The 22,460-nt window shown below is 62.5% G+C and carries 25 protein-coding genes; 19 read left to right on the forward strand and 6 right to left on the reverse strand.

The genetic code is table 11. The features are described from left to right. From Q7T64_RS14145 to Q7T64_RS14160, 4 genes are all read left to right on the forward strand, one after another. The coding region (locus Q7T64_RS14145; RefSeq protein WP_304797002.1) for a sodium/proton-translocating pyrophosphatase at nt 1–926 on the forward strand (926 nt) is incomplete at its 5' end. Nucleotides 927–1,032: 106 nt separating this feature from the next. Further along, nucleotides 1,033–1,791, forward strand: a complete 759-nt coding sequence (locus Q7T64_RS14150; RefSeq protein ID WP_304797004.1) for a 3-hydroxyacyl-CoA dehydrogenase — start codon at nt 1,033–1,035, stop codon at nt 1,789–1,791. A gap of 66 nt (nt 1,792–1,857) precedes the next feature. Then, nucleotides 1,858–3,636, forward strand: a complete 1,779-nt coding sequence (gene ggt / locus Q7T64_RS14155; RefSeq protein ID WP_304797006.1) for a gamma-glutamyltransferase — start codon at nt 1,858–1,860, stop codon at nt 3,634–3,636. 111 nt (nt 3,637–3,747) lie between these two features. Continuing rightward, complete coding sequence (locus Q7T64_RS14160; RefSeq protein WP_304797008.1) at nt 3,748–4,947, forward strand: patatin-like phospholipase family protein; 1,200 nt, start codon at nt 3,748–3,750, stop codon at nt 4,945–4,947. Between the two features lie 20 nt (nt 4,948–4,967). Here Q7T64_RS14160 and Q7T64_RS14165 read toward each other — a convergent pair whose 3' ends face one another. Further along, the gene (locus Q7T64_RS14165) at nt 4,968–5,366 is read right to left on the reverse strand and encodes a hypothetical protein (protein WP_304797010.1); all 399 of its coding nucleotides are present in this window, start codon (nt 5,364–5,366) and stop codon (nt 4,968–4,970) included. A gap of 180 nt (nt 5,367–5,546) precedes the next feature. Between Q7T64_RS14165 and Q7T64_RS14170 the strand changes: the two genes are divergently transcribed. From Q7T64_RS14170 to Q7T64_RS14195, 6 genes are all read left to right on the forward strand, one after another. Continuing rightward, on the forward strand, nt 5,547–5,876 hold the full coding sequence (locus tag Q7T64_RS14170) for a ribonuclease domain-containing protein (RefSeq protein ID WP_304797012.1): 330 nt from the start codon (nt 5,547–5,549) through the stop codon (nt 5,874–5,876). A 75-nt stretch (nt 5,877–5,951) separates the two neighbouring features. Continuing rightward, nucleotides 5,952–6,344: a barstar family protein gene (locus Q7T64_RS14175; RefSeq protein ID WP_304797049.1), complete on the forward strand. Its 393-nt coding sequence runs from the start codon at nt 5,952–5,954 to the stop codon at nt 6,342–6,344. Between the two features lie 76 nt (nt 6,345–6,420). Beyond that, a complete protein-coding gene (gene purN, locus Q7T64_RS14180; RefSeq protein ID WP_304797014.1) occupies nt 6,421–7,050 on the forward strand; it encodes a phosphoribosylglycinamide formyltransferase in 630 nt (209 codons plus the stop codon). A 28-nt stretch (nt 7,051–7,078) separates the two neighbouring features. Further along, a complete protein-coding gene (locus Q7T64_RS14185; RefSeq protein ID WP_304797016.1) occupies nt 7,079–8,464 on the forward strand; it encodes an RsmB/NOP family class I SAM-dependent RNA methyltransferase in 1,386 nt (461 codons plus the stop codon). Continuing rightward, complete coding sequence (locus Q7T64_RS14190) at nt 8,461–9,804, forward strand: mechanosensitive ion channel family protein (RefSeq protein ID WP_304797018.1); 1,344 nt, start codon at nt 8,461–8,463, stop codon at nt 9,802–9,804. Before Q7T64_RS14185 ends, Q7T64_RS14190 begins: the two co-directional genes overlap by 4 nt. Nucleotides 9,805–9,879: 75 nt before the next feature. Further along, nucleotides 9,880–11,088 carry a fatty acid desaturase gene (locus tag Q7T64_RS14195; protein ID WP_304797020.1) on the forward strand — a complete coding sequence of 403 codons (1,209 nt, stop codon included), beginning with the start codon at nt 9,880–9,882 and terminating at the stop codon, nt 11,086–11,088. A gap of 190 nt (nt 11,089–11,278) precedes the next feature. On the opposite strand, the gene rpmG is transcribed toward Q7T64_RS14195, so the two are convergent. From rpmG to radC, 3 genes are all read right to left on the reverse strand, one after another. Continuing rightward, entirely contained in the window at nt 11,279–11,446 is a 168-nt protein-coding gene (rpmG, locus tag Q7T64_RS14200; RefSeq protein WP_304797022.1) for a 50S ribosomal protein L33, read from the reverse strand. A 30-nt stretch (nt 11,447–11,476) separates the two neighbouring features. Next, entirely contained in the window at nt 11,477–11,746 is a 270-nt protein-coding gene (gene rpmB, locus Q7T64_RS14205) for a 50S ribosomal protein L28 (RefSeq protein WP_304797024.1), read from the reverse strand. 131 nt (nt 11,747–11,877) lie between these two features. Next, entirely contained in the window at nt 11,878–12,552 is a 675-nt protein-coding gene (radC, locus tag Q7T64_RS14210; RefSeq protein WP_304797026.1) for a DNA repair protein RadC, read from the reverse strand. Nucleotides 12,553–12,650: 98 nt separating this feature from the next. On the opposite strand from radC, the gene Q7T64_RS14215 reads away from it, so the two are divergent. The 6 genes from Q7T64_RS14215 to Q7T64_RS14240 all read left to right on the forward strand — a co-directional run bounded on the left by Q7T64_RS14215 (nt 12,651) and on the right by Q7T64_RS14240 (nt 17,793). Next, complete coding sequence (locus Q7T64_RS14215; RefSeq protein WP_304797028.1) at nt 12,651–13,103, forward strand: peptidylprolyl isomerase; 453 nt, start codon at nt 12,651–12,653, stop codon at nt 13,101–13,103. Continuing rightward, nucleotides 13,100–14,050, forward strand: coding sequence for a 4-hydroxy-3-methylbut-2-enyl diphosphate reductase (ispH, locus tag Q7T64_RS14220; RefSeq protein WP_304797030.1), 951 nt, complete (start codon nt 13,100–13,102; stop codon nt 14,048–14,050). The genes Q7T64_RS14215 and ispH overlap by 4 nt, the downstream gene beginning before the upstream one ends. A 99-nt stretch (nt 14,051–14,149) precedes the next feature. Then, nucleotides 14,150–15,079, forward strand: coding sequence for a branched-chain amino acid ABC transporter permease (locus tag Q7T64_RS14225; protein WP_304797032.1), 930 nt, complete (start codon nt 14,150–14,152; stop codon nt 15,077–15,079). Continuing rightward, a complete protein-coding gene (locus Q7T64_RS14230) occupies nt 15,076–16,296 on the forward strand; it encodes an ABC transporter ATP-binding protein (RefSeq protein WP_370653335.1) in 1,221 nt (406 codons plus the stop codon). Before Q7T64_RS14225 ends, Q7T64_RS14230 begins: the two co-directional genes overlap by 4 nt. 7 nt (nt 16,297–16,303) lie before the next feature. Then, nucleotides 16,304–17,071, forward strand: coding sequence for an ABC transporter ATP-binding protein (locus Q7T64_RS14235; protein WP_304797034.1), 768 nt, complete (start codon nt 16,304–16,306; stop codon nt 17,069–17,071). Next, nucleotides 17,068–17,793: an ABC transporter ATP-binding protein gene (locus Q7T64_RS14240; protein WP_304797036.1), complete on the forward strand. Its 726-nt coding sequence runs from the start codon at nt 17,068–17,070 to the stop codon at nt 17,791–17,793. The genes Q7T64_RS14235 and Q7T64_RS14240 overlap by 4 nt, the downstream gene beginning before the upstream one ends. A 28-nt stretch (nt 17,794–17,821) precedes the next feature. Here the strand turns inward: Q7T64_RS14240 and Q7T64_RS14245 are convergent, their stop codons facing one another. After that, complete coding sequence (locus Q7T64_RS14245) at nt 17,822–18,124, reverse strand: YkvA family protein (RefSeq protein WP_304797039.1); 303 nt, start codon at nt 18,122–18,124, stop codon at nt 17,822–17,824. A gap of 170 nt (nt 18,125–18,294) precedes the next feature. Between Q7T64_RS14245 and Q7T64_RS14250 the strand changes: the two genes are divergently transcribed. After that, complete coding sequence (locus Q7T64_RS14250) at nt 18,295–18,987, forward strand: fumarylacetoacetate hydrolase family protein (protein WP_304797041.1); 693 nt, start codon at nt 18,295–18,297, stop codon at nt 18,985–18,987. A 101-nt stretch (nt 18,988–19,088) separates the two neighbouring features. Here Q7T64_RS14250 and Q7T64_RS14255 read toward each other — a convergent pair whose 3' ends face one another. After that, nucleotides 19,089–19,538: a glycine zipper 2TM domain-containing protein gene (locus Q7T64_RS14255; protein ID WP_304797043.1), complete on the reverse strand. Its 450-nt coding sequence runs from the start codon at nt 19,536–19,538 to the stop codon at nt 19,089–19,091. A gap of 560 nt (nt 19,539–20,098) precedes the next feature. Here Q7T64_RS14255 and Q7T64_RS14260 point away from each other — a divergent pair. After that, entirely contained in the window at nt 20,099–21,760 is a 1,662-nt protein-coding gene (locus Q7T64_RS14260; protein WP_304797045.1) for a ShlB/FhaC/HecB family hemolysin secretion/activation protein, read from the forward strand. A gap of 80 nt (nt 21,761–21,840) precedes the next feature. Then, nucleotides 21,841–22,460: filamentous hemagglutinin N-terminal domain-containing protein (locus Q7T64_RS14265; RefSeq protein ID WP_304797047.1), on the forward strand; the 620-nt coding region annotated here is incomplete at its 3' end.

Consider the following 22,460-nt stretch of genomic DNA (forward strand, 5'->3'; position numbering starts at 1 on the left):
ACGCCGGCGGCATCGCCGAAATGGCGGGCATGCCGGAATCCGTACGTGCCATTACCGATCCGCTGGATGCTGTGGGCAATACCACCAAGGCAGTGACCAAGGGCTATGCAATCGGCTCCGCCGGCCTGGCTGCACTGGTGCTGTTTGCCGACTACACCCATGCGCTGGAAGCAGTGGGCCACAAGGTGTCGTTCGACCTGTCTGAGCCGCGCGTGATCGTCGGCCTGTTCATCGGCGGACTGATTCCCTACCTGTTCGGCGCCATGGCAATGGAAGCCGTCGGCCGCGCTGCAGGTGCGGTGGTGGTCGAGGTGCGGCGTCAGTTCCGCGACATCAAGGGCATCATGGATGGCACCGGCAAGCCGGAGTATGACAAGGCAGTGGACATGCTGACTTCGGCCGCGATCAAGGAAATGATCGTGCCTTCGTTGCTGCCCGTGGTCGTGCCGGTCGTGGTTGGCCTGCTGCTCGGACCTGCTGCGCTGGGTGGCGTGCTGATGGGTGCAATCATCACCGGCATCTTTGTCGCGATCTCGATGACCACCGGTGGCGGCGCCTGGGACAATGCCAAGAAATATATCGAAGACGGCCACCACGGCGGCAAGGGTTCGGAGGCGCACAAGGCCGCCGTTACCGGCGACACCGTGGGCGATCCCTACAAGGATACGGCAGGTCCGGCGGTCAATCCGCTGATCAAGATCATCAACATCGTTGCACTGCTGATCGTGCCGCTGTTGCCGATGACGGGTGTGATCGGCTCTGGACCGGCGGTCGTGAAGCCGGTTGCGGTGTCGGCGCCTGCCGCTGCTGCTCCTGCTCCTGCAGCAGCAATGCCCGCCGCAGCAATGCCGGCGCCAGCAATGTCGGCGCCAGCAATGCCGGCCGCACCGATGCCCGCTGCAAGCGGCGCCGCAGCCTCGAAGTAAGGGCCACAGCTTCGGAGAAAGGCAGCTTCGGCTGCCTTTTTTAATGCCTGCGACAATGGCACAATTCGGGTAGAACGATTTTTATTCAGGTAGACAAGAGGAAACAATGCAAATTCAGGACAACGTATTCATCGTTACCGGCGGCGCGTCCGGCCTTGGTGCAGAGACGGCGCGCATGGTGGTGCAGCAGGGTGGCCGCGTGGTGCTGGCCGACGTGCAGGTGGACGCCGGCCAGAAGCTGGCGGCAGAACTCAAGGGCAAGTTCGTCAAGTGCGATGTCACTTCCGAGGAAGACGGCCGTGCCGTGGTGGCTGCAGCGCTGTCGCTGGGTACGCTGCGCGGGCTGATCAACTGCGCGGGCGTGGCGCCGGCCGTGCGTACGCTGGGCAAGGATGGCCCGCATCCGCTGGAAGCTTTCCAGCGCACGATCAACATCAACATCGTCGGCACCTTCAACATGGCGCGGCTGGCTGCCGAGGCAATGGCCGCTACGGCGCCGTCGGCCGATGGCGAGCGCGGCGTCATCATCAACACGGCATCGGTGGCCGCTTACGACGGACAGATCGGCCAGACGGCATATGGCGCTTCCAAGGCGGCGGTGGCCGGCCTGACACTGCCGATGGCGCGCGATTTGTCGCGCAACGGCATTCGGGTCATGACGATTGCGCCGGGAATTTTCGAGACGCCGATGTTGCTGGGCATGCCACAGGAAGTGCAGGACGCCCTCGGCCGGATGGTGCCGTTCCCGCCGCGCCTGGGCAAGCCGTCCGAGTTCGCCCACCTGGCCAGGACCATCATCGAAAATTGCATGCTCAATGGTGAAGTGATCCGCCTTGACGGTGCGATCCGCATGCAGCCCAAGTAAGTCCTGGCTGCAGGACCGGTAACGGAGGCAAGCGTCCTGCTTGCCTCCTGTCTTTGCGGAGCAGGCATGTTGCGATGGTTGCGCATCGGTGTAGTGTCGTCTTGCCTGGCCTGGCTGGCAGCTTGTGCGGCCACGCCCGTGGCGCCCGACGCCAATGTGCCGGAAGCCGCCAGCGGTTGGTCGGCCAAGCCGGGCTGGACTGCGCGCCGCTTCATTGCGGTGGCCGCCCATCCGTTGGCTGCGCGTGCCGGCCATGAGATCCTTGCGCAGGGCGGCTCGGCAGTGGACGCCGCCATTGCGATCCAGATGGTGCTTGCCCTGGTCGAGCCGCAATCGTCGGGCATTGGCGGCGGCGCTTTCCTGCTGCATGCCGACGGCCCTGTGGTGCAGGCCTGGGATGGCAGGGAAACCGCGCCGCACAGCGCCACACAGGCCCTGTTCCTGCGGCCCGACGGCACACCGATGGCGTTCGGCGCGGCGATGGCCGGCGGCCGCGCGGTCGGCACGCCAGGCGTGCTGCGCATGCTGGAGCAGGCACATCGCGAACACGGCAAGTTGCCCGGGGCCAGTTTGTTTGTACCGGCCATCAAGCTGGCGGAGCAGGGTTTTCCGGTCAGTGCACGGCTTGCGGCGCTGCTCAGGCAACGGACCACGCTGCGCGAAGACAGCGACGCAGCCGCCTATTTTTTCAGCAGCGACGGCCAGCCACGGCCAGCCGGATATTTGCTGAAGAATCCGGCGCTGGCGCGCAGCTTGCGGCGTATCGCAGCCGAGGGCGCGCAGGCTTTTTACAGCGGCGAAATTGCCGCTGCCATTGCGGCAAAAGTTGCGTCCCATGCGCGCAATCCAGGGCTGTTGCGCGAAGGCGACCTGCTGGCCTACCGTGCGGTGAAGCGTGAACCGGTGTGCGGCGAGTACCGGCGCTGGCGCGTATGCGGCATGCCGCCGCCTTCCTCCGGCGGTATTGCCGTGCTGCAGATGCTGGGCATGCTGGAAGGAACCGACATCGGCCGGCTGGCACCGCTTGCCGGGCAACCCGGCGAGCAGGCAATCCACCTGTTTTCCGAAGCAGGCCGGCTGGCCTATGCCGACCGCGCGCGCTATGTCGCCGATACCGACTTCGTGTCGCTGCCCGGCGGTAGCGCGCGTGCCTTGCTGGACAAGCAATACCTGGCTCAACGCGCGGCGCTGATTGTCGAGTCCTCGCTGGGCCATGCACCGCCGGGCCAGCCCCTGGGCGTGCCGCTGGCGGCAGGAGATGATCGCTCGGCGGGCTCGTCATCGACGTCGCACATCTCGGTGGTCGATGCGCAGGGCAGGGCGGTGGCCATGACGAGCAGCATCGAGCGGGCGTTTGGCGCGGGGCTGATGGTGCACGGCTTCCTCCTCAATAACCAGTTGACTGATTTTTCCTTTCTCCCGGCCGACGCCAACGGACCGATAGCGAACCGGGTGGAGCCGGGCAAGCGTCCGCGCAGTGCAATGGCGCCGACGCTGGTGTTCGAGCGCGACACCGGCGCCCTGGCGCTGGTGATCGGTTCGCCGGGTGGTCCGGCGATCATCAATTACGTCGCCAAGACATTGGTGGGCGTGCTGGACTGGGGGCTCGATGTGCAACGGGCCATCGATCTGCCCAACTTCGGCAGCCGCAACGGGCCGACCGAGCTGGAGGCAGGACGTTTTTCGCCGGCGCTGGCCGAATCCCTTCGCGCGCGCGGGCATGTGATCGTGTCTGCGCCGCAGACATCAGGATTGCACGGCATCCAGCGTATCGGATCGGGCGCCGATCATCAGTGGTTCGCCGGCGCCGATCCGCGCCGCGAGGGCGTGGCGATGGGCGATTGAGGCTGGCACCCAGGCCAGGCGCGGACAGCCGACAGCCCTGCCAAGCGAGGCGATTTGTTAGCCGGATCAACAAGGTTGTGCAACGTGGCGGGCCGCTGCTACCCTGTGGCCATGCAGGTAAAAACAGGTCTTATTCTCAGTGGAGGCGGGGCGCGCGCGGCATATCAGGTCGGCGTGTTGAAGGCGATCGCCTCGATTCTCGACGAGGCGGGATGGGACCCTTCCTGCAACCCATTCCCGATCATTTGCGGCACCTCGGCGGGCGCCATCAACGCCGCTGCGCTGGCCTGTCGCGCCGATAACTTCGGTGAGGCGGTCGAGCGGCTGTCTTCAGTGTGGGAGCACTTTCGCGCTGAACAGGTGTATCGCGCCGATTCGCTGGGCGTATTGCGCTCCGGCGCGCGCTGGTTGTCTTTGCTGTCGTTTGGCTGGCTGCTGCGGCGCTGGCACGCCAGTCCGCCGGCATCACTGCTCGACAACACGCCGCTGGTCACGCTATTGCACCGGCTGCTGGATTTTCCGCGACTCGATGCGGCGCTGGAATCGGGCGCGCTCGATGCACTGGCCGTGTCGGCGTCGTCGTATACCTCAGGCACCCACCTGACGTTTTATCAGTCGCACGGTGACATCGTGCCCTGGCAGCGATCGCAACGGGTGGCGCAAGCGACCCAGATCGGGGTCGAACACTTGCTGGCGTCGGCGGCGATTCCGCTGATTTTTCCGGCGATTCCCTTGTATCGGGAGGGACGTTGCGAATATTTCGGCGACGGTTCGATGCGGCAGTTGTCGCCGATCTCGCCTGCCATTCACCTGGGCGCCGACCGCGTACTGGTGATTGGTGCGGGCCGGCTGGTGGAGCCGCCGCGCGCACTGCCCGAGCGTGCGCCCTATCCGACCCTGGCGCAGATCGGCGGTCATGCCCTGTCCGGCATTTTCCTCGATGCGCTGGCAATCGACATCGAGCGCTCGATGCGGATCAACCATACCTTGTCCCTGCTGAGCCCCGAACAGCGCCGCGGCACCGACCTGCGCCAGGTCGAAATGCTGGTGATTTCACCGTCGCTGCGCCTGGATGACATCGCAGCGCGGCATGTACATCACCTGCCGCGGCCGGTCCGTGTCTTGCTGGCCGGCGTCGGTGGCACTGAAGTGCGCGGCGCGGCGCTGGCGTCGTACCTGTTGTTCGAGGAAAGCTACACCAGGGAACTGGTGGCGCTGGGCATGCACGACACCATGGCCAAGCGCGAGGAAGTCATTGCCTTCTTCGCGCTTGGCCATGTCGGGCAGGCAGCGCGCCGGGCCGGCGCGTGACTGCTGTCGCGGCGCCAGTTCTAGCGATGCCCGCGGCCGTCGTGTCCGCCACGTCCGTCGTGTCCATTGCGTCCGTCATGCCCGTCACGTCCTCCACGGCCATAGTCGTCGCGTCCATGACCGCGATGGCCCCAATGCCTGTCCCAGCGTGGGTGCCCGCGATATGCCCAGGCCGGAGGGCCGTAATAGGCGACCGGGGCGTAATAGCGCACCGGCGCCTGGGCCACATAGACCGGACGGGGCCGCATCATCGGAGGCGGCGCATAGACCACGGCAGGCGGGGCGTACACCGGACCATGCGTGCCGACGTTGATGGACCAGCTGACATCGGGATATCCTTGCGCCTGCGCCAAAGGCGCCAACCCGAACAAGAATGCTGCGCCGGCTGAACCGACGATGAGCTTGATTGCGTTTTTCATGAGATCTCCTTTCGTTGACTGCACACTCATTTAACGCTGATGCGCGCAGACCGTCAGCCGCGATCCCGTAAGTAAAGAAACAATATGTGTCAGGAAAGTCCAAGAATGCAGATCGGTCAAAATAACGCAGGCAAGCCCCGGAGCCGGCCATGGCGCCTGCTCTTTGCCGGATTGCTGTTGATGTTGCAATTTTGCATCGCAACAGCGCGTGAGCCACAGGGAGACGCCACGATTGGCTGGCATGAGCTGCCGGCCGAGGCGCGCGAGACAGTAAAGCTGATGCGGCAGGGCGGACCCTTCCCCTATCCAAAGGATGGGAGCGTGTTTGGCAACTATGAAAGGGTTTTGCCAAAGCAAAAGCGGGGGTATTATCATGAATTCACCGTAAAAACACCGGGACTGGCCAGCCGCGGCGCGCGCCGGATTGTCGCCGGCGGCGACTGGAAAACCACCCGTGAGTTGTATTACACGACTAATCACTATGCGTCGTTCAGGCGCATCAAAGAGTAAGAAGTGAACATTTACAGCTTCGTGGTCCAAGATCACTCGCACCTCGAACCGAAGGCAGAACTGCGTGAGCAGGAACTGCTGTGCAATGTGCCGTCCAATACGGTGCAGTCGATCCGCGCGTTTCGCCTGGCGGAATTGCAGGCCGAGGCGGCACGACTTGGCCAGCATTTCCTCTACGCTTATTGTGGCGATGCAGCAACCAAGCATCAGGTGCTGACCTTGCTGGCATCGGCTTTCCACTTTCCAAAGCATTTTGGCAAGAATTTCGACGCGCTGTCCGATTGCCTGACCAGCATGATGTACAAGGCCGGGCGCCAGCCGGGTTTCCTGGTTGTGCTGGAACAGCTTCCCAACACGCCCAAGTTCGATCGCGAGGCGCGCGAGACCTTGCTCGATGTCTTTCGCGATGCGGCCGATTTTTGGGCGGACAAGAAAGTCGCATTCCGCGTCTTCTATTCATTCCAGTAGCCATTCCGGCAGTTCCTGATCGTTTGCCTGCCAGCCGGGCTCGGCTGGCAGTGCTGGCCGGGGTACAATGCGCGCCATGAAAAAGATCGTCATCCTGATCTCGGGCCGTGGCAGCAACATGGAAGCCATCCTGGAGACGGCACGCCGGGAAAAATGGGATTCGTCGGTGGTCGCCGTCATCAGCAACCGGCCCGATGCGAAGGGACTGGAGGTGGCCGCACGCTATGGCGTGCCGACCGCCGTCGTCGCATCGCGCGGATCTGCCGATCGCGCCAGCTTCGATGCCGCCCTGCAGCGGGAAATCGACCGTCATGCGCCGGACCTGGTGGTACTGGCCGGCTTCATGCGCATCCTGACGCCTGCATTCGTCGCGCATTACGAAGGCCGGCTCCTCAATATCCATCCGTCGCTGCTGCCAGCGTTCACGGGCCTTGACACCCATGCCCGGGCAATTGCAGCCGGGGTGCGCTTTCACGGTGCGACGGTGCATTTCGTCACCGCCGAACTGGACGTCGGACCGATCGTGGACCAGGCCGTTGTACCGGTCTTGCCCGATGACAGCGAGCAAACGCTGGCCCGGCGGGTGCTGGAACAGGAACATCGCATTTATCCTCGCGCCGTGCGCCATTTTGTCGAGGGGCGGCTTCGGATCGTCCAGGGCCGGGTGATGCTGGCGCCAGGCGCTGCCAACACCGGCAGCGCCTGATCGACGTTATTACACCAAGGAAGCACGCATGAGATTGTCCCCGCTGGTTGCAAATAGTACCGAAGCCGTACTGCGCGAGATCCTGCGCTTTATCGGCCCTGCCGATGCGGTGCTATCCCGTTATTTTCGCGAAAGTCCCAAGCTGGGACCGCGCGAGCGGGCCGCCGTCGCCGAAGCCGTCTACGCGGTGTTGCGCAACCGTCTGGTCTACACCAATCTCGCGGAATCGGGCAGCGGCGCTGCCATGCGCCGCATGGCGCTGCTCGGCATGGCCGATACGGTCGGCGTGGAAGCCATCGGTGGATTGGCGGAGCTCGAATCGACATGGCTGGCCCGCGTGATGCAGGTCGACCGCAACGCGCTGCCGCTGGCACTGCGGTTGAACTTGCCGGAATGGTTGCTGGCGCGCCTGACCCGGCAGTTCGGCGAAGAAGGAGCAGGGGCAATTGCCGACGGCCTGAACCAGCCCGCGCCGCTGGACTTGCGGGTGAATGCGCTCAAGGGCAACCGGGACGATGTGCTGGCGGCGCTGACTGCCGCGCATATCGATTGCGTGCCCACGCCGTATTCGCCGTTGGGCATCCGGCTCGGCGCCAAGCCGGCATTGCAGCATGTCGCGCTGTTCCAGCAAGGCGCCATCGAAGTGCAGGATGAAGGCAGCCAGCTATTGATCCAGGTGGTCGGCGCCAAGCGCGGCGAGATGGTGGTCGATTTCTGTGCCGGCGCTGGCGGCAAGACGCTTGGCCTGGGTGCGGCAATGCGCAACACCGGACGGCTGTACGCCTTCGACGTGTCGGAGAAGCGGCTCGCCAAACTCAAGCCGCGACTGGCGCGTAGCGGCCTGTCCAACGTGCACCCGGTCGTGATTGCCCATGAAAACGACGCCAAGGTGAAGCGCCTGGCCGGCAAGATCGATCGGGTACTGATCGATGCGCCATGCAGCGGGCTGGGTACGCTGCGGCGCAATCCGGACATCAAGTGGCGGCAGAACCCCGAAGGCTTGCAGGAACTGGCGGCCAAACAGGCCAGCATCCTGGCCAGCGCGGCGCGGCTGGTCAAGCCAGGCGGCACCCTGGTCTATGCCACGTGCAGCATCCTGGAGGAAGAGAACGAAGACATCGTGACGCAATTCCTGGCAGCGCATGCCGAATTTGCGCTGCGGCCGATGGGCGCCGTGCTGGCCGAACAGAAGATCGCGCTGGAGATGGGCGACTACCTGAAACTGTCGCCGCACGTGCATGGTACCGACGGGTTTTTTGCTGCCGTGATGCAGCGACAAGCCCTGAAGGCGGCGGTTGCCGAATCGGCTGCCGAACCGGTGAGCCAAGCAGCGGACGCGACCCCCGATGCGCCTGCCGATACAGCCGCCGAAACCTCTGTTGAATCAACTGCTGAAGCACCGGCCAGGGAATGAAGTTCTTCGCAAACGGCATCTGGACTGAGCTGCTGGCCGACCTGCAGGATCCTCGGGTCGTCTGGCAACTGGTCGCGATCGCGGTTTGCGTCGGAATCGCCTGGACCGTCACCTGGCTGGCGCGCCGCTCGCTCAAGGAGCACGAACAGGCAACGCTGGTTGGCGTTGGCATCCGCCCGCTATCGGCTGTGTTTGCGCCACTGTTGGCTGCCGGTTTGCTGTTGCTGGTCAAGCCGGTGCTTGCCAACTGGTACAACGTCAGTCTTTTGCGGCTGGCCATTGCGCTGCTGGCCTCGTCGGCCCTGATCCGTGCGGTGTTCTATGTGTTGAGGCGGATATTCGCCCGCAGCGGCAACGTCGGCAGCTTCCTGCGCATGTTCGAAACGGTTTTTGCGTTGCTGATCTGGGTAGCGGTGGCCGCCTGGATCACCGGGCTATGGCCGCAGCTGCTGGGCTTTTTCGATGAAACGCTGATTCCGATCGGTCGCCACAAGGTCAGCCTTCTGGTCGTCGTGCAGGCTGTCGCCTCCGTAGCAGCAACCTTGTTGCTCGCGCTCTGGATCGGCGCATTGCTCGAAGAACGCCTGATGCGGGTTGAAACCATGCATTCGTCGTTGCGCGCCGTTATGGCGCGCGCCGTGCGGGCGCTGCTGATCCTGGTCGCTGTCCTGCTAAGCCTGTCGCTGGTCGGTATCGACCTCACGGTGCTGTCGGTGTTTGGCGGCGCCCTGGGCGTCGGCCTCGGCCTTGGCCTGCAGAAAATTGCGGGCAGCTATTTTGCGGGATTCGTCATCCTTCTTGAGCGCAGCCTGGCGCTCGGGGACATGGTCAAGGTAGATCAACACCAGGGACAGGTTACCCGCATCAGCTCGCGTTACACGGTGTTGCGCGGCCCCGACGGTGCGGAAACCGTGGTGCCCAACGACATGCTGGTGTCACAGGTGGTACAAAATTATTCGCTGACCGACCGGAAGGTCAGGGTGGCGAGCAATGTGACGGTGGGCTATGAAACCGACCTGGACCTGCTGTTTCCCCTGCTCAGCGCCACTGTTGCCAATGTGACACGTGTTTGCGCCGAGCCTGCGCCCTTGGTCCTGCTCACGCGTTTCGGTGCGGACGGACTCGACCTGGAAATCGGGTACTGGCTGGAAGACCCCGAAAACGGCCGCGGCAACCTGACGTCCGATGTCAACATGGCAATCTGGAAAGTCCTGAAAGACAATAAGGTCAATATTCCGTACCCGCAACGTGACATCCGGATCGTTTCTGGCGACCAAACCGCGCCTGAGGCGGCTCGGGTCGTGCTTGGCAAAGCGGCTCCTTTGGACGACTTAGCGTAAAAAGCAGGTAGAATAGCGGGCGAACGACGATCTGGCCGCGGTTTGCGCGGAACAGGCCAACCACATGGAGCAGGAATGAATTGGAACGCAGTATTCGACCGCGTGCTTGATTTTGCGGCAAACGGCATCACCGGCGGCAGCGCTTGGGACGTTGTGATCTATACGCTGGTCGTGACACACATCACGATCGCGGCAGTGACAATCTACCTGCATCGTTGCCAGGCGCACCGGGCGCTGGACCTGCACGCCATTCCAAGCCATTTCTTCCGGTTCTGGCTGTGGCTTACCACCGGCATGGTCACCAAGGAATGGGCCGCCGTGCACCGCAAGCACCACGCCAAGTGCGAAACCGAAGACGATCCGCACAGCCCGCAGACACGCGGCATCAAGAAAGTGCTGCTGGAAGGCGCCGAACTGTACCGCACCGAGTCGAAAAACCTCGAGACCATCGAGAAATACGGCAAGGGCACGCCCGACGACTGGGTCGAGCGAGAAATTTATACCGGTCGTTCCATATTGGGCGTGTCGCTGATGATGATCATCAACGTCGCCTTGTTCGGCGTGATCGGCGTCACGATCTGGGCGATCCAGATGTTGTGGATTCCGATCACTGCTGCCGGCATCATCAACGGCATTGGTCACTATTGGGGCTACCGCAATTTCGATTGCACCGATGCGGCCACCAACGTATTCCCGATCGGTATCCTGATCGGCGGCGAAGAACTGCATAACAATCACCACACGTTCGGTACTTCGGCCAAGCTGTCGTCGAAGTGGTACGAGTTCGACATCGGCTGGATGTATATCCGGATACTGGAAATGATGGGCCTGGCCAAGGTCAAGAAGGTCGCGCCCGAGCCGAAATTCGACACCCGCAAATCCGTGGCAGACCATGCCACCTTGCAGGCTGTCGTTGCCAACCGCTACGACGTGATGGCGAAATATGCCAAGACGCTGAAGCAGGCCTGGGCCGAAGAAATCGAGCACCTGAAACAAAAGGGCCATTTCGAGCCGCGCACCCTGAAGAGCACCGGCAAGCTGTTGCAGCGTGAGCCGGCCAAACTGGAAGCGCCGCAACGCCAGCAGCTGGGCGAACTCCTTGCGCACAGCAAAGCCTTGAAGACCATGCATGACATGCGGGTCGAACTGGCGGCGATCTGGGAGCGATCCCACTTCACCAGCGAACAGTTGCTGCACCTGTTGCAGGACTGGTGCAAGCGGGCCGAAGAATCAGGGATCAAGTCGCTGCAGGAATTTTCATTGCGCCTGCGTAGCTACGCATAATCGGCAAAGTGAATCGGCAAAGGGCGCTTCGGCGCCCTTTTCAATTCCGGTGATCCGGTGGCGTAGTTGTCGGGCCTCGTCGGCGATGAACTGGTGAAGCATTGGCGTACGCCGGCGTGCCATGAATAAAGAGCACGAGCATAAAAAAAGAGCCCTTTCAGGGCTCTTTCTTCATTGAGGTAAAGATCGCTTACTTGATCTTCGTCTCTTTGTACTCGACGTGCTTGCGAACCACCGGGTCAAACTTCAGCATGGCCAGTTTGTTGGGTGTCGTCTTTTTGTTCTTGGTCGTGGTGTAGAAGTGACCGGTACCTGCGGTCGACTCCATCTTGATCTTGTCGCGGCCTTTCGAAGCCATGTTAGTTCCTCGTTATCTGGTAAGAATGGGTCAGGCGGCCGACGTTGCCGTCTTTGGCGCGCTGTCGATCTTCAGGCCACGAGCGCGCATGTCAGCGAGCACGACGGCCAGGCCGATTTTGTCGATGGTGCGCATGCCGGCTGCCGACACGCGGAGCTTGAAGAACTTCTGCTCTTCTTCAGACCAGAACCGACGCCACTGCAAGTTCGGCAACTGACGACGCTTGGTCTTGTTGTTGGCGTGGGATACGTGGTTGCCTACCTTTGGCTTCTTCCCGGTTACTTGGCATTCACGTGCCATTTGCTTGCTCCTGTGTTCACGAAAATTGGAAAAAAGAGATTATAGCCAAAAAAACGAAATGATTCAATGACTTGCGCGGAAAAATGGTTACGCGTGATTTCTCGTGTATTTAACATTTTGAAATTGGCGTGCTACAGGTCGCCATGCTCCGAGAATGAATAGGCGCCATTGCCTGCGACGATGAAGTGGTCGTGTACCTTGACGTCCACCAGTTGCAGCGCTTTTTGCAGGGTTTTAGTCAGGGCCAGATCGGCGGTGCTGGGGTTGGCGTCGCCGGACGGATGGTTGTGGGCCAGGATCACGCCGGCCGCATTGCGCGCCAGTGCCGCCTTGACGACTTCGCGCGGATAGACGCTGGCCTGTGTCAGCGTGCCGCGGAACATTTCTTCATAGCCCAGCAGCCGATTGCGCACATCCAGGAACAAGACCGCGAAGGTTTCATGCTCGGCTTGCCGCAGGCTGGTCCGCAGGAAATCGCGCACGCAGTCCGGTGACTGCAATACGTCGCCCTGGCTCAGGTCTTCCTCGTGCATGCGCCGGCCCAGTTCGAGCGCGGCCTGCAAGATGGCGTATTTGGCCGGACCCATGCCGGCGACGCCGGAGAGGTCCTGCAGCGGTGCGTTGAACAGATTCCTGAGCGAGCCAAAGCGGGCGATCAGCTCGCGCCCCATGTCGACTGCACTTTTGCCGGCGATTCCGGTGCGCAGGAATACGGCCAGCAAGTCCGCGTCCGACAGCGAGCGCGGCCCGCTACTGAGCAAGCGCTCGCGTGGGCGTGACGCCATCGGCCAATCGGAAATACGCATGGTCGGGCCTTTGGGAACGTGAAGGCAATCAGTCGGGCGGACACTTTCCGGCTGGCTTAGAATAGCGCCAAGCCACAGCAGCCAAATTTCACAATTTCATGACAACTTTATCACAATCGGCGATCGGTCCCGGTGCCCACGTCACCCTGCACTACCGGATGTCGGCCGGCGACAGCGAGATCGTCAGTACCTTTGCGGGCACGCCCGCGACCCTGCAAATGGGTAGCGGGCAACTGGCGCCCTTTCTCGAGCAGTGCCTGATCGGGATGCTGGAAGGGGAGCAGCGCAGCTTCTCGCTGAGGCCGGAAGATGCGTTCGGCCAGCGCAACCAGGAGCTGCTGCAACGCGTGACGCGCGACATGCTGCAGCAGCATTCGGCCACAGGCGAGCAGTTTGCCGTGGGCGATGTGGTTGAGTTCGAGGCGCCGGGTGGCGGACGGTTTGCCGGCGTGATCCGCGAGTGCAGCGAGGACGACGCGGTGTTCGACTTCAATCACCCACTTGCCGGCCAGGCGATCGATTTTGAAGTCCGGATCATCGGCGTGCTATGACTGCGGAAAAAGAAATCCTGCTGGCCCAGCCGCGCGGCTTTTGTGCCGGAGTGGATCGCGCCATTGAAATCGTCGAGCGCGCGCTGGCGCAGTTCGGCGCGCCGATCTATGTGCGTCACGAGATCGTGCATAACGCCTATGTGGTCAACGACCTGCGCACCAAGGGTGCCGTGTTCATCGAAGACCTGGCTGATGTGCCGCCGGGAAGCACACTGGTTTTTTCCGCCCACGGCGTGCCCAAGGCAGTCCAGGCCGAGGCCCAGTTGCGCGGACTGAAGGTGTTCGACGCAACCTGTCCGCTGGTGACCAAGGTGCACGTCGAAGTCGCCAAGATGCGGCGTGAGCAGCGCGAGATCATCATGATCGGACACCACGGACATCCCGAAGTCGAGGGCACCATGGGACAGTCGGAAGAAGGCATGCTGCTGGTCGAAACGGCAGACGACGTGGCCCGTCTGCAGGTGCGCGATCCGGAACGCCTGGCCTACGTCACGCAGACCACCTTGTCGGTCGACGATACGGCCGACGTGATTGCCGCGCTGCGCATCCGGTTCCCGACGATTGCGGAGCCGAAAAAGGGCGACATCTGCTACGCAACGACCAACCGGCAGGAGGCCGTGAAGTTCATGGCGCCGCAGGTCGACGTCGTGATCGTGGTCGGAAGCCCGAACAGTTCCAACTCGAACCGCCTGCGCGAAGTAGCGGAAAAAAAGGGCGCTCCCGCCTACATGGTGGACAGCGCCGATGACATCCGTCCTGAATGGCTGGAAGACGCGCGGCGGGTTGGCGTGACTGCCGGCGCGTCGGCGCCGGAAATACTGGTCGAGGCGGTCATCGTTCGCTTGAAGCAGCTCGGTGCTCGCAGCGTACGGACCCTCGAGGGTGTGGAGGAGCATGTCACTTTTCCGCTGCCCAAGGGTTTGACGGATATTGCCGGATCTCGTTGAAGCGATGCCAAACGCTTGCAAGGGCAGAGAAAGTACGTCCCGCACCGGACGTGCTTTTTTTTTGCATGGCGCTGCGCACATTGATCCTGAAAGGTAACGATGGATATTTTCATCCAGCAGGTCATCAACGGCCTGGTGCTGGGCAGCATGTATGCGCTGGTCGCCCTGGGCTACACCATGGTGTACGGCGTGCTCAACCTGATCAACTTCGCGCATGGCGATGTTTTGATGATTGGCGCACTGACTGGCCTGACCTTGCTGAAGTGGATCAATGTCCTGGTGCCGGAGTGGCCGGGCATCGTCAAGCTGCTGCTGGCCATCGCCGGCACGGTGCCCGTTTGCGTTGCCGTCAACGTATTGATCGAGCGTATTGCCTACCGCCGCCTGCGCAATGCGCCGCGGCTGGCGCCGCTGATCACGGCAATCGGCGTGTCGGTCCTGTTGCAGACACTGGCCATGATCATCTGGGGCCGCAATCCCTTGCCCTTTCCGCAAGTCATGCCGAGCGAGCCGATACATTTCTTCGGCGCACTGATCACGACCACGCAGGTTTTGCTGCTGGCGATTGCCGCCATCGCGATGGTGTCATTGGCTTTGCTGATCGAAAGGACCAAGATCGGCCGGGCGATGCGGGCAACGGCGGAAAATCCGCGCATTGCCGGGCTGATGGGCGTGGATGCCAACCGTGTCATCGTGCTGACGTTTGCCATCGGCGCGACGCTGGCTGCGGTGGCGGGCGTGATGTGGGCGGCCAATTATTCGTCGGCGCAGTTTGCAATGGGCTTCGTGCCCGGCATCAAGGCATTTTCGGCTGCGGTGCTGGGCGGCATCGGCAACATTTATGGCGCAATGCTGGGCGGCATACTGCTGGGCTTGATTGAAAGCCTGGGCGCAGGCTATATCGGCGATTTGACGGGGGGATTCCTTGGCAGTCACTACCAGGATATTTTTGCGTTCGTGGTCCTGATCGTGGTGTTGACCCTGCGGCCCTCGGGATTGATGGGTGAGCGCGTGGCGGATCGGGCATGAGCCTTTTTGCAATGCGTCCGGCCGCAGTCGCCCCCGCTCTTGGCCGGCGCCAGCTTGGGTGGCTGCTGTTGCTGGTCGTCGCGCTGGTGTTTCCGGTGATTGCCGCGCCGTTCGGCAATTCCTGGGTGCGTATCGTCGATCAGGCGCTGTTGTACGTGATGCTTGCGCTGGGCTTGAACATCGTGGTCGGTTTTGCCGGTTTGCTTGATCTCGGCTACATCGCGTTTTACGCACTGGGCGCCTACATGACGGCGCTGCTGGCGTCGCCACAGTTCGCCGCCGTGCTGGAGTCGTTCATCAACCAGTATCCGGCGATCGGCAATGCGTTAGTCGCGCTGGCCGGACCGGAGATCGCAGCCAAAGGCATCCATTTGTCGGTCTGGGCCATCGTCCCGCTGGGTGCGGCGCTGGCGGCCCTGTTCGGTGCGCTGCTGGGTGCGCCGACCCTCAAATTGCGCGGCGACTACATCGCCATCGTCACGCTCGGGTTTGGCGAGATCATCCGGATTTTCATGAACAACCTGAATGCGCCGGTGAACATCACCAACGGCCCGCAGGGAATCAACATGATCGATCCGATCCGTGTCTTCGGCGTCTCGCTGGCAGGAGAGCCGGGGTCCGGTGCGATGGTCCATGTCGGGCCGATCTCGATGCCTTCGGTGAATGCTTATTACTATCTGTTCCTGGGCCTGGTGCTGCTGACGATATTCATTTCATTGCGGCTGCAGCATTCCCGGCTGGGCCGGGCCTGGGTCGCCATCCGCGAGGATGAAATCGCCGCGCGCGCAATGGGCATCAATACCCGCAACCTGAAGCTGCTGGCCTTTGCCATGGGCGCGTCTTTTGGCGGGGTGGCCGGCGCCATGTTCGCGTCATTCCAGGGATTTGTTTCGCCCGAATCGTTCGCATTGACCGAATCGATTGCCGTGGTGGCGATGGTGGTGCTGGGCGGCATGGGCCACATACCGGGCGTGGTGCTGGGCGCTTTGCTGCTGGCCGCCTTGCCCGAGTTGCTGCGGCATGTGGTCGAGCCGGTGCAGTTGGCCTTGTTTGGCACCGTACTGCTGGAAACCGAGGTGCTGCGCCAATTGCTGTACGGCCTGGCACTGGTCGCCATCATGCTCTACCGGCCGGCCGGCCTCTGGCCCTCCCCGCGCGCCGAAGACCGGCCCACCGCCAGCCATGACGTCACGGCCAATGTGCCGCCCATTCGCTGAGCCGACGATGACGCCACTGCTTGAAATCGCCCATGTCAGCAAGCGCTTCGGTGGCCTGCAGGCCTTGTCCGATGTCAGCGTGCGGATGCTGCCGGGACAGATAGTGGGCCTGATCGGTCCCAACGGCGCCGGAAAGACGACATTGTTCAACGTGATTACCGGCCTCTACCAGCCGGACGCCGGCAGCTTCAAGCTCAAGGGAAAACCGTATTCGCCGCATGCGCCCGACCAGGTCGCGCAAGCCGGCATTGCCCGCACGTTCCAGAACATCCGCCTGTTCGGCGAAATGACGGCCCTGGAGAATGTCATGGTCGGCCGCCATGTGCGTACCCGGCAGGGCGTGATCGGCGCGATATTGCGGCATGCGGCAGCACGGCGCGAAGAAGCGGAAATCCGCGCACGTTCGCTGGCGCTGCTCGATTACGTCGGACTGGCCCCTAGCGCAACCCGTACCGCACGCCACCTGTCATATGGCGACCAGCGCCGGCTGGAAATTGCCCGCGCGCTGGCGACAGACCCGCTGCTGCTCGCGCTGGACGAGCCGGCGGCGGGCATGAATGCCACCGAGAAGCTGGGCTTGCGTGAACTGCTGCTGCGCATCCGCCGGGATGGCACCAGCATTTTGCTGATCGAGCATGACGTCAAGCTGGTGATGGGCCTGTGCGACCGCATCACCGTGCTCGACTACGGCCGGCAAATCGCTGAGGGATCGCCGCAGCAAGTGCAGGAAAATCCAGCTGTGATCGAAGCCTATCTCGGGGTGGCGAACCGATGAGTGCGCCGCTCCTGCAACTGTCGGACCTGCGCGTTTCCTACGGCGGCATTGAAGCGGTCAAGGGCATCGACCTGGTGGTCCATCCGGGTGAACTGGTGACATTGATCGGCGCCAACGGCGCTGGCAAGACCAGCACCCTGAGCGCGATCACCAACACGCTGGCGCAAGCCCGGGTAGAGGGCCAGGTGTTGTATCAAGGAGAGCCGCTGGCGCGGGTGCCGTCGTTCGCACTCGTCAAGCGCGGGCTGGCCATGGTGCCGGAGGGCCGTGGCGTGTTTACCCGGATGACGATCAAGGAAAACCTGTTGATGGGCGCGCATTCCCGCAGCGACCACGACGGGATCGGGAAAGACCTCGAACAATGGCTGGAAATTTTCCCGCGCCTGTCGGAACGACTGCACCAACTGGCTGGCACCTTGTCCGGCGGCGAGCAGCAGATGCTTGCCATGGCGCGTGCATTGATGAGCCGGCCCAGGCTGCTGCTGCTGGACGAACCGTCGATGGGACTCGCGCCGATCATGGTCCGGCGCATCTTTGACGTCGTGCGCCAGGTTTCCGCACAAGGCGTCACGATCTTGCTGGTCGAGCAGAATGCGCTGCAGGCGCTGGAGGCCGCAGACCGCGCCTACGTGATGGAATCGGGCCTGTTGACGATGTCCGGCAAAGCCGCAGACCGGTTGCACGACCCGGGCGTACGGCGCGCCTACCTTGGCGAATCCTGATCCGGGCGCCGGGACGGCCGTGCCCGGTTCAGCGCCAGAAGGCAAGTCGGCGCAGCAAGGCTTCGCTGTCCACCTCGGCCTGCATGCGTGCGGATTGCGGTAGCCGGCGCAGCAAGGCCGGTATCGCGAATGCGGCGAGGGTGATGTCGTCGAGCAAGCCCAATACCGGAACGACCTCGGGCACCAGGTCGAACGGGCTGATCAGATACACCAGCAGCAGACCGGCAGCAAGCTTCACCGCGCGCGGTGTCTGCGGGTTGCGGCATGCGTAATACAGCCGGGTCACATCGCGTCCGGCCGATTTCAACAGGCGTCGCAGGCGTAGCAGCATCGAACCTCCTTGTGGCAATGCACTCCATATGCGTTCGCTGCGCAGCAGTGCAAGGGCTCACAAGGCAAGACCAGACGCAATCAGGGGTATTTTTCCAGGTGGGCTTTGCATGGCAATGCGCTGCAACATATGCCCGATGGCATAATGGCCAAAAACCCAAGGAGCCCGTGATGCAATATGTTTTCCAGCCGCAAATCCAGGCAATTCCCGTGGTCGGCAGCGACCAGATGTTTCCCGCGCGGCGCATCTATTGCGTCGGGCGCAATTATGTCGAGCACGCAATCGAAATGGGCCATAGCGGCCGCGAAGCGCCGTTTTTCTTCATGAAGCCGACCGACGCGCTGCTGGTCGTGGCGAACGGACAAGTCGGCGAAATGCCGTATCCGTCGATGACCAACGACCTCCATCACGAGATGGAAATGGTGGTCGCGATCGGCAAGGGTGGCAAGGATATCGCCGTGGCCGACGCTCCCCAGCATATCTGGGGATATGCGCTGGGCCTGGACATGACCCGCCGCGACCTGCAGGGTGAAGCAAAGAAACAGGGCCGTCCGTGGGATCTTGGCAAGGCATTCGACGCTTCCGCGCCGATTGGACCGCTGCACCGGGTGCAGGACACCGGCCTGATCACGCAGGGAACGATTTCCCTGACTGTCAACGGCGAGCACCGCCAGAAGAGCGACGTCAAGAAGCTGATCTGGAGCGTGGACGAGATGATCGCGCACCTGTCGAAATATTTCGAACTGCAGCCGGGCGACCTGATTTTTTCCGGCACGCCCGAGGGCGTTGCTGCCGTCAAGAAGGGCGACCTGCTGGTTGGCGCGGTCGATGGCCTGGGGGAACTGAAAGTGCGTATCGTCTGACCGGACCCTGCCTCGCGGCGCCCTGAAAGACCCGCTGTGCCAGAAGGTGCAGCGGGTTTTTTATTGCGGGCTCCGGTCTGAATGATTCGACGCGGATCCGGTCAATAGCGATAGGCGCGGCCGTTTTCGACGCGTACCCGGTTGCCGACGCTGATGTCGCCGACACTTTCCTGTGTCACCGTGACGTATCCGCCGTTGTCCATACGCACGCCCAGTTGATACGCGTTAGTCTGGGTGCGATTGCGTTGCTGCACCTGGTTGCCTACCACCGCGCCTCCAATGGCGCCGGCTGCTGTGGCAGCGGTACGGCCTGTGCCGCTGCCGACCTGGTTGCCGAGCAGGCCGCCGATGACGCCGCCGGCAACGGCACCAACACCAAGGCCGGAGCGCTCGGTGGACACAGGCTGTATGGATTCGACCCGGCCAGTGCCCGACGTGGCCGCGGTGTTCGAGGATGGATAGTTGTCGGAGGGCTGGCTGGTCGAGCTGCAGCCCGTGAGAAGTGCGGCGACAGCAATCGTTGCACTGGCAATGAATTTGCTTGTTTTCATATCGTGTTCCTTAGGGGGGTGGGGCCGGGAGGACCAGGTCGTGCGACAAAGTGTGTCCGTGTTCTGCAATATAGTCGGGCTGGGCAAAGGAAGTTGCCTAAATAACAGCTTGTTACACACTGGCGCTGGCGCATCACATTCCTCTGACCGAGGACTGCTTGTATGCCATTCCGGACGGCAACTCCGGAATTCTCTTGCAAAGATAAAGTAAAGATGAACAAGAACCGATTGTTCGGCCTGCTATGGATACTGGTTTCGTTTGCCGTCAGTATTGGCGGCATGATCCTGCTTGTCCGCTGGCTGTTGGACTGACCCTCGGATCGCCCTTCCCATCGCGTCTCCCATCGCCCCTCCCATCGCCCCACGAAGCCCCCGGTTTCCTCCTGTTTTCCCTGACAATGTCATTGTTCTGTCAGCAATTATCCGTTCGACAACCGGACGTTTGATGTTATAGACTGGCAACTATTGGGCTGGCCTTGTCAGCCCCCATCCTGGTCCCCTGAATCGCAGCTTCGCTGCATGGCGGCCAGCGTCCCCTTCATCCGGAGTAGCTGTCAGGCATGCTGTCCTTCCGACCCGGCATTAGCATCCCGTATTCATTTCTCGTTCTGCTACTTGCGGTTCTGCCCTCGTTCGTCCTGGCCGCGGACGAACGCTTCGATATCCAGCGTTATCAGGTAGAGGGCAACACGCTGCTGCCTGCCCATGAGGTGGAAGCGCTGCTGGCTCCGATGACTGGCCGCGGGCGGGTGTACGGCGACATCCAGAAAGCGCTGGAAGCCCTCGAAGCTGCTTACCGGGGGCGCGGTTACAGTACGGTGCAGGTCCATGTTCCCGAGCAGGAGCTCGGCAGCGGGGCGGTCCGCATACGCGTTACCGAGGCGGTGCTGGAAAAAATCACGGTGGTCGACAATCTGCATTTCACCAACGAAAACGTGCTTGCCGGACTGCCCTCGCTGCGACTGCGCCAGGTACCTGATCTCGCTGCCCTGTCCGGAAACATCCAGCTGTCGAATGAAAATCCTGCCAAGCAGGTCGAGGTGCTGCTAGGAGCCGGCGACCAGGAGGGCAAGGTCGAAGCCAAGGTGACGGTGACCGAGGTCAGGCCGCAGCGCATTTTCTTCACCGCAGACAATACCGGCACGCCTGCCACTGGCAAATGGCGTACTGGCGTGGCCTTTCAGCACGCGAACCTGTTTGGTCGCGACCACGTGATGACGATGGCCTACACGAGTTCGCCTGACAGCCCTTCGGGCGTCAACGTGAACATGTACAGCATTGGCTATCGCCTGCCGCTCTACTCGATCGGCGACAGTGTCGATTTCATCTACGGCAATTCAAGCGTGAACACGCCGAGCAGCACGCCCACGCTCGGTGGCGCGCTGGCTATCGTCGGCAAGGGCGATATCCTTGGCGTGCGCTGGAATCACTATTTCCCGCGCCGCGGCCAGCAGACGGAGAAACTGGTGGTGGGGCTGGATCACAAATACAGCGACGCGCGCTGCTCGTTCAACGGCATCCCGCTCAGCATCGCACCGCCGACGCCGCCGGTATCGAGTTGCGTTCCCTATACAACCAACCCGCTCAGCGCCACATGGGTGGGGCAGCACACCTCACCGGGGCAGTCGCTCGACTTCAATTTCGGCATTGCCGTGAACATCGCACGCGGCACTCGCTATACCAGCCTGGACGGCACCGTCGATCGCTATTCCTACCTCAACCCCGGCAGCCGCACTACCCAGGATCACTTCCGCATCCTGCGCGGCGGCGTCAACTGGCTCAGGGCCTTGCCTGCCGACTGGCAGCTCAAGGCCAGTGGCACGTTCCAGTTCAGCCGCTCCCCGCTGGTTGCCGCCGAACAGATAGGCCTGGCCGGGTCCTCCACTGTCCGCGGCTTCAGCGAGCGCGCATTGGCGGCCGACAGCGGCTATACGGCGAACCTCGAGTGGTACACGCCTGAGCTGGCTGCGCGCGCCGGCATTCCCGGCACGCTTCGGGTGCTGGCGTTCCAGGACCTGGCAACCGGATTCAACAACAATGTCGGCGGCACGGTAGTGCCGCGCCGCGGGACCGTGGCCAGCATCGGCGCGGGCCTGCGTTATGCGAGCGGGCGCAATGTCGCCATCCGGGCTGATTTTGCCCGCATCGTCGAGACCGGACCACTGGCGCAGGAGCGCGACGGCCACTGGCGCGGACATGTGGCCTTGATGATCGGATTCTGAGTTTCGAACCCGGTAACGAGTGACAAGCAACGAGTGACAAGCAGCCGGTGCCCGCGAGGGAACCGGCAAGCGGGGGAAGCATGGAAAAGGCAAGCAGGACAACAATCAAGCCGATCGTGATGACGGTGCGTCTTGGCGGCCGTCGCATGACCCTGACATGGCGGCCCCGCAAGCGGGTGCCCGGCTTGCTGAAAGCATTGCTGGCACGTTCGCTGCGCTCGCTGGCCGGCGTCGTGCTTGGCGGTCTTTCCACCGCTGCGCTTGCGCAGATCGCGGCAAATGCGCTTCCCACCGGCGGCCAGCTGGTGGCAGGACAGGCCGTCATTTCGCAACTGAGCAACCAGATGACGGTCAGCCAGGGAAGCGACAAGGCAATCATCAACTGGAACACCTTCAATATCGGCAGCGCGGCCGCTGTGAATTTCCAGATGCCATCCAGCACGTCGGCCGTGCTCAACCGCGTCATCACGAACAACCCGTCCTCGCTGCTGGGCACGCTGACCGGCAATGGCCGCATCTGGCTGATCAATCCGGCCGGCATCATGGTGGGTCCGGGCGCCACGATCGACGTCGGCGGCTTCATCGGCAGCACGCTCAATGTTCGCAATGAGGATTTCCTCGCCGATCGGCTCAACTTCAGCGGTCCTGGCGCCGCCGTCTCGAATTTCGGCCGCATCACGACACCGCAGGGTGGCAATGT

This window comes from Lacisediminimonas sp. (assembly GCF_030645335.1).
In the GTDB taxonomy this organism is placed as follows: domain Bacteria; phylum Pseudomonadota; class Gammaproteobacteria; order Burkholderiales; family Burkholderiaceae_D; genus Lacisediminimonas.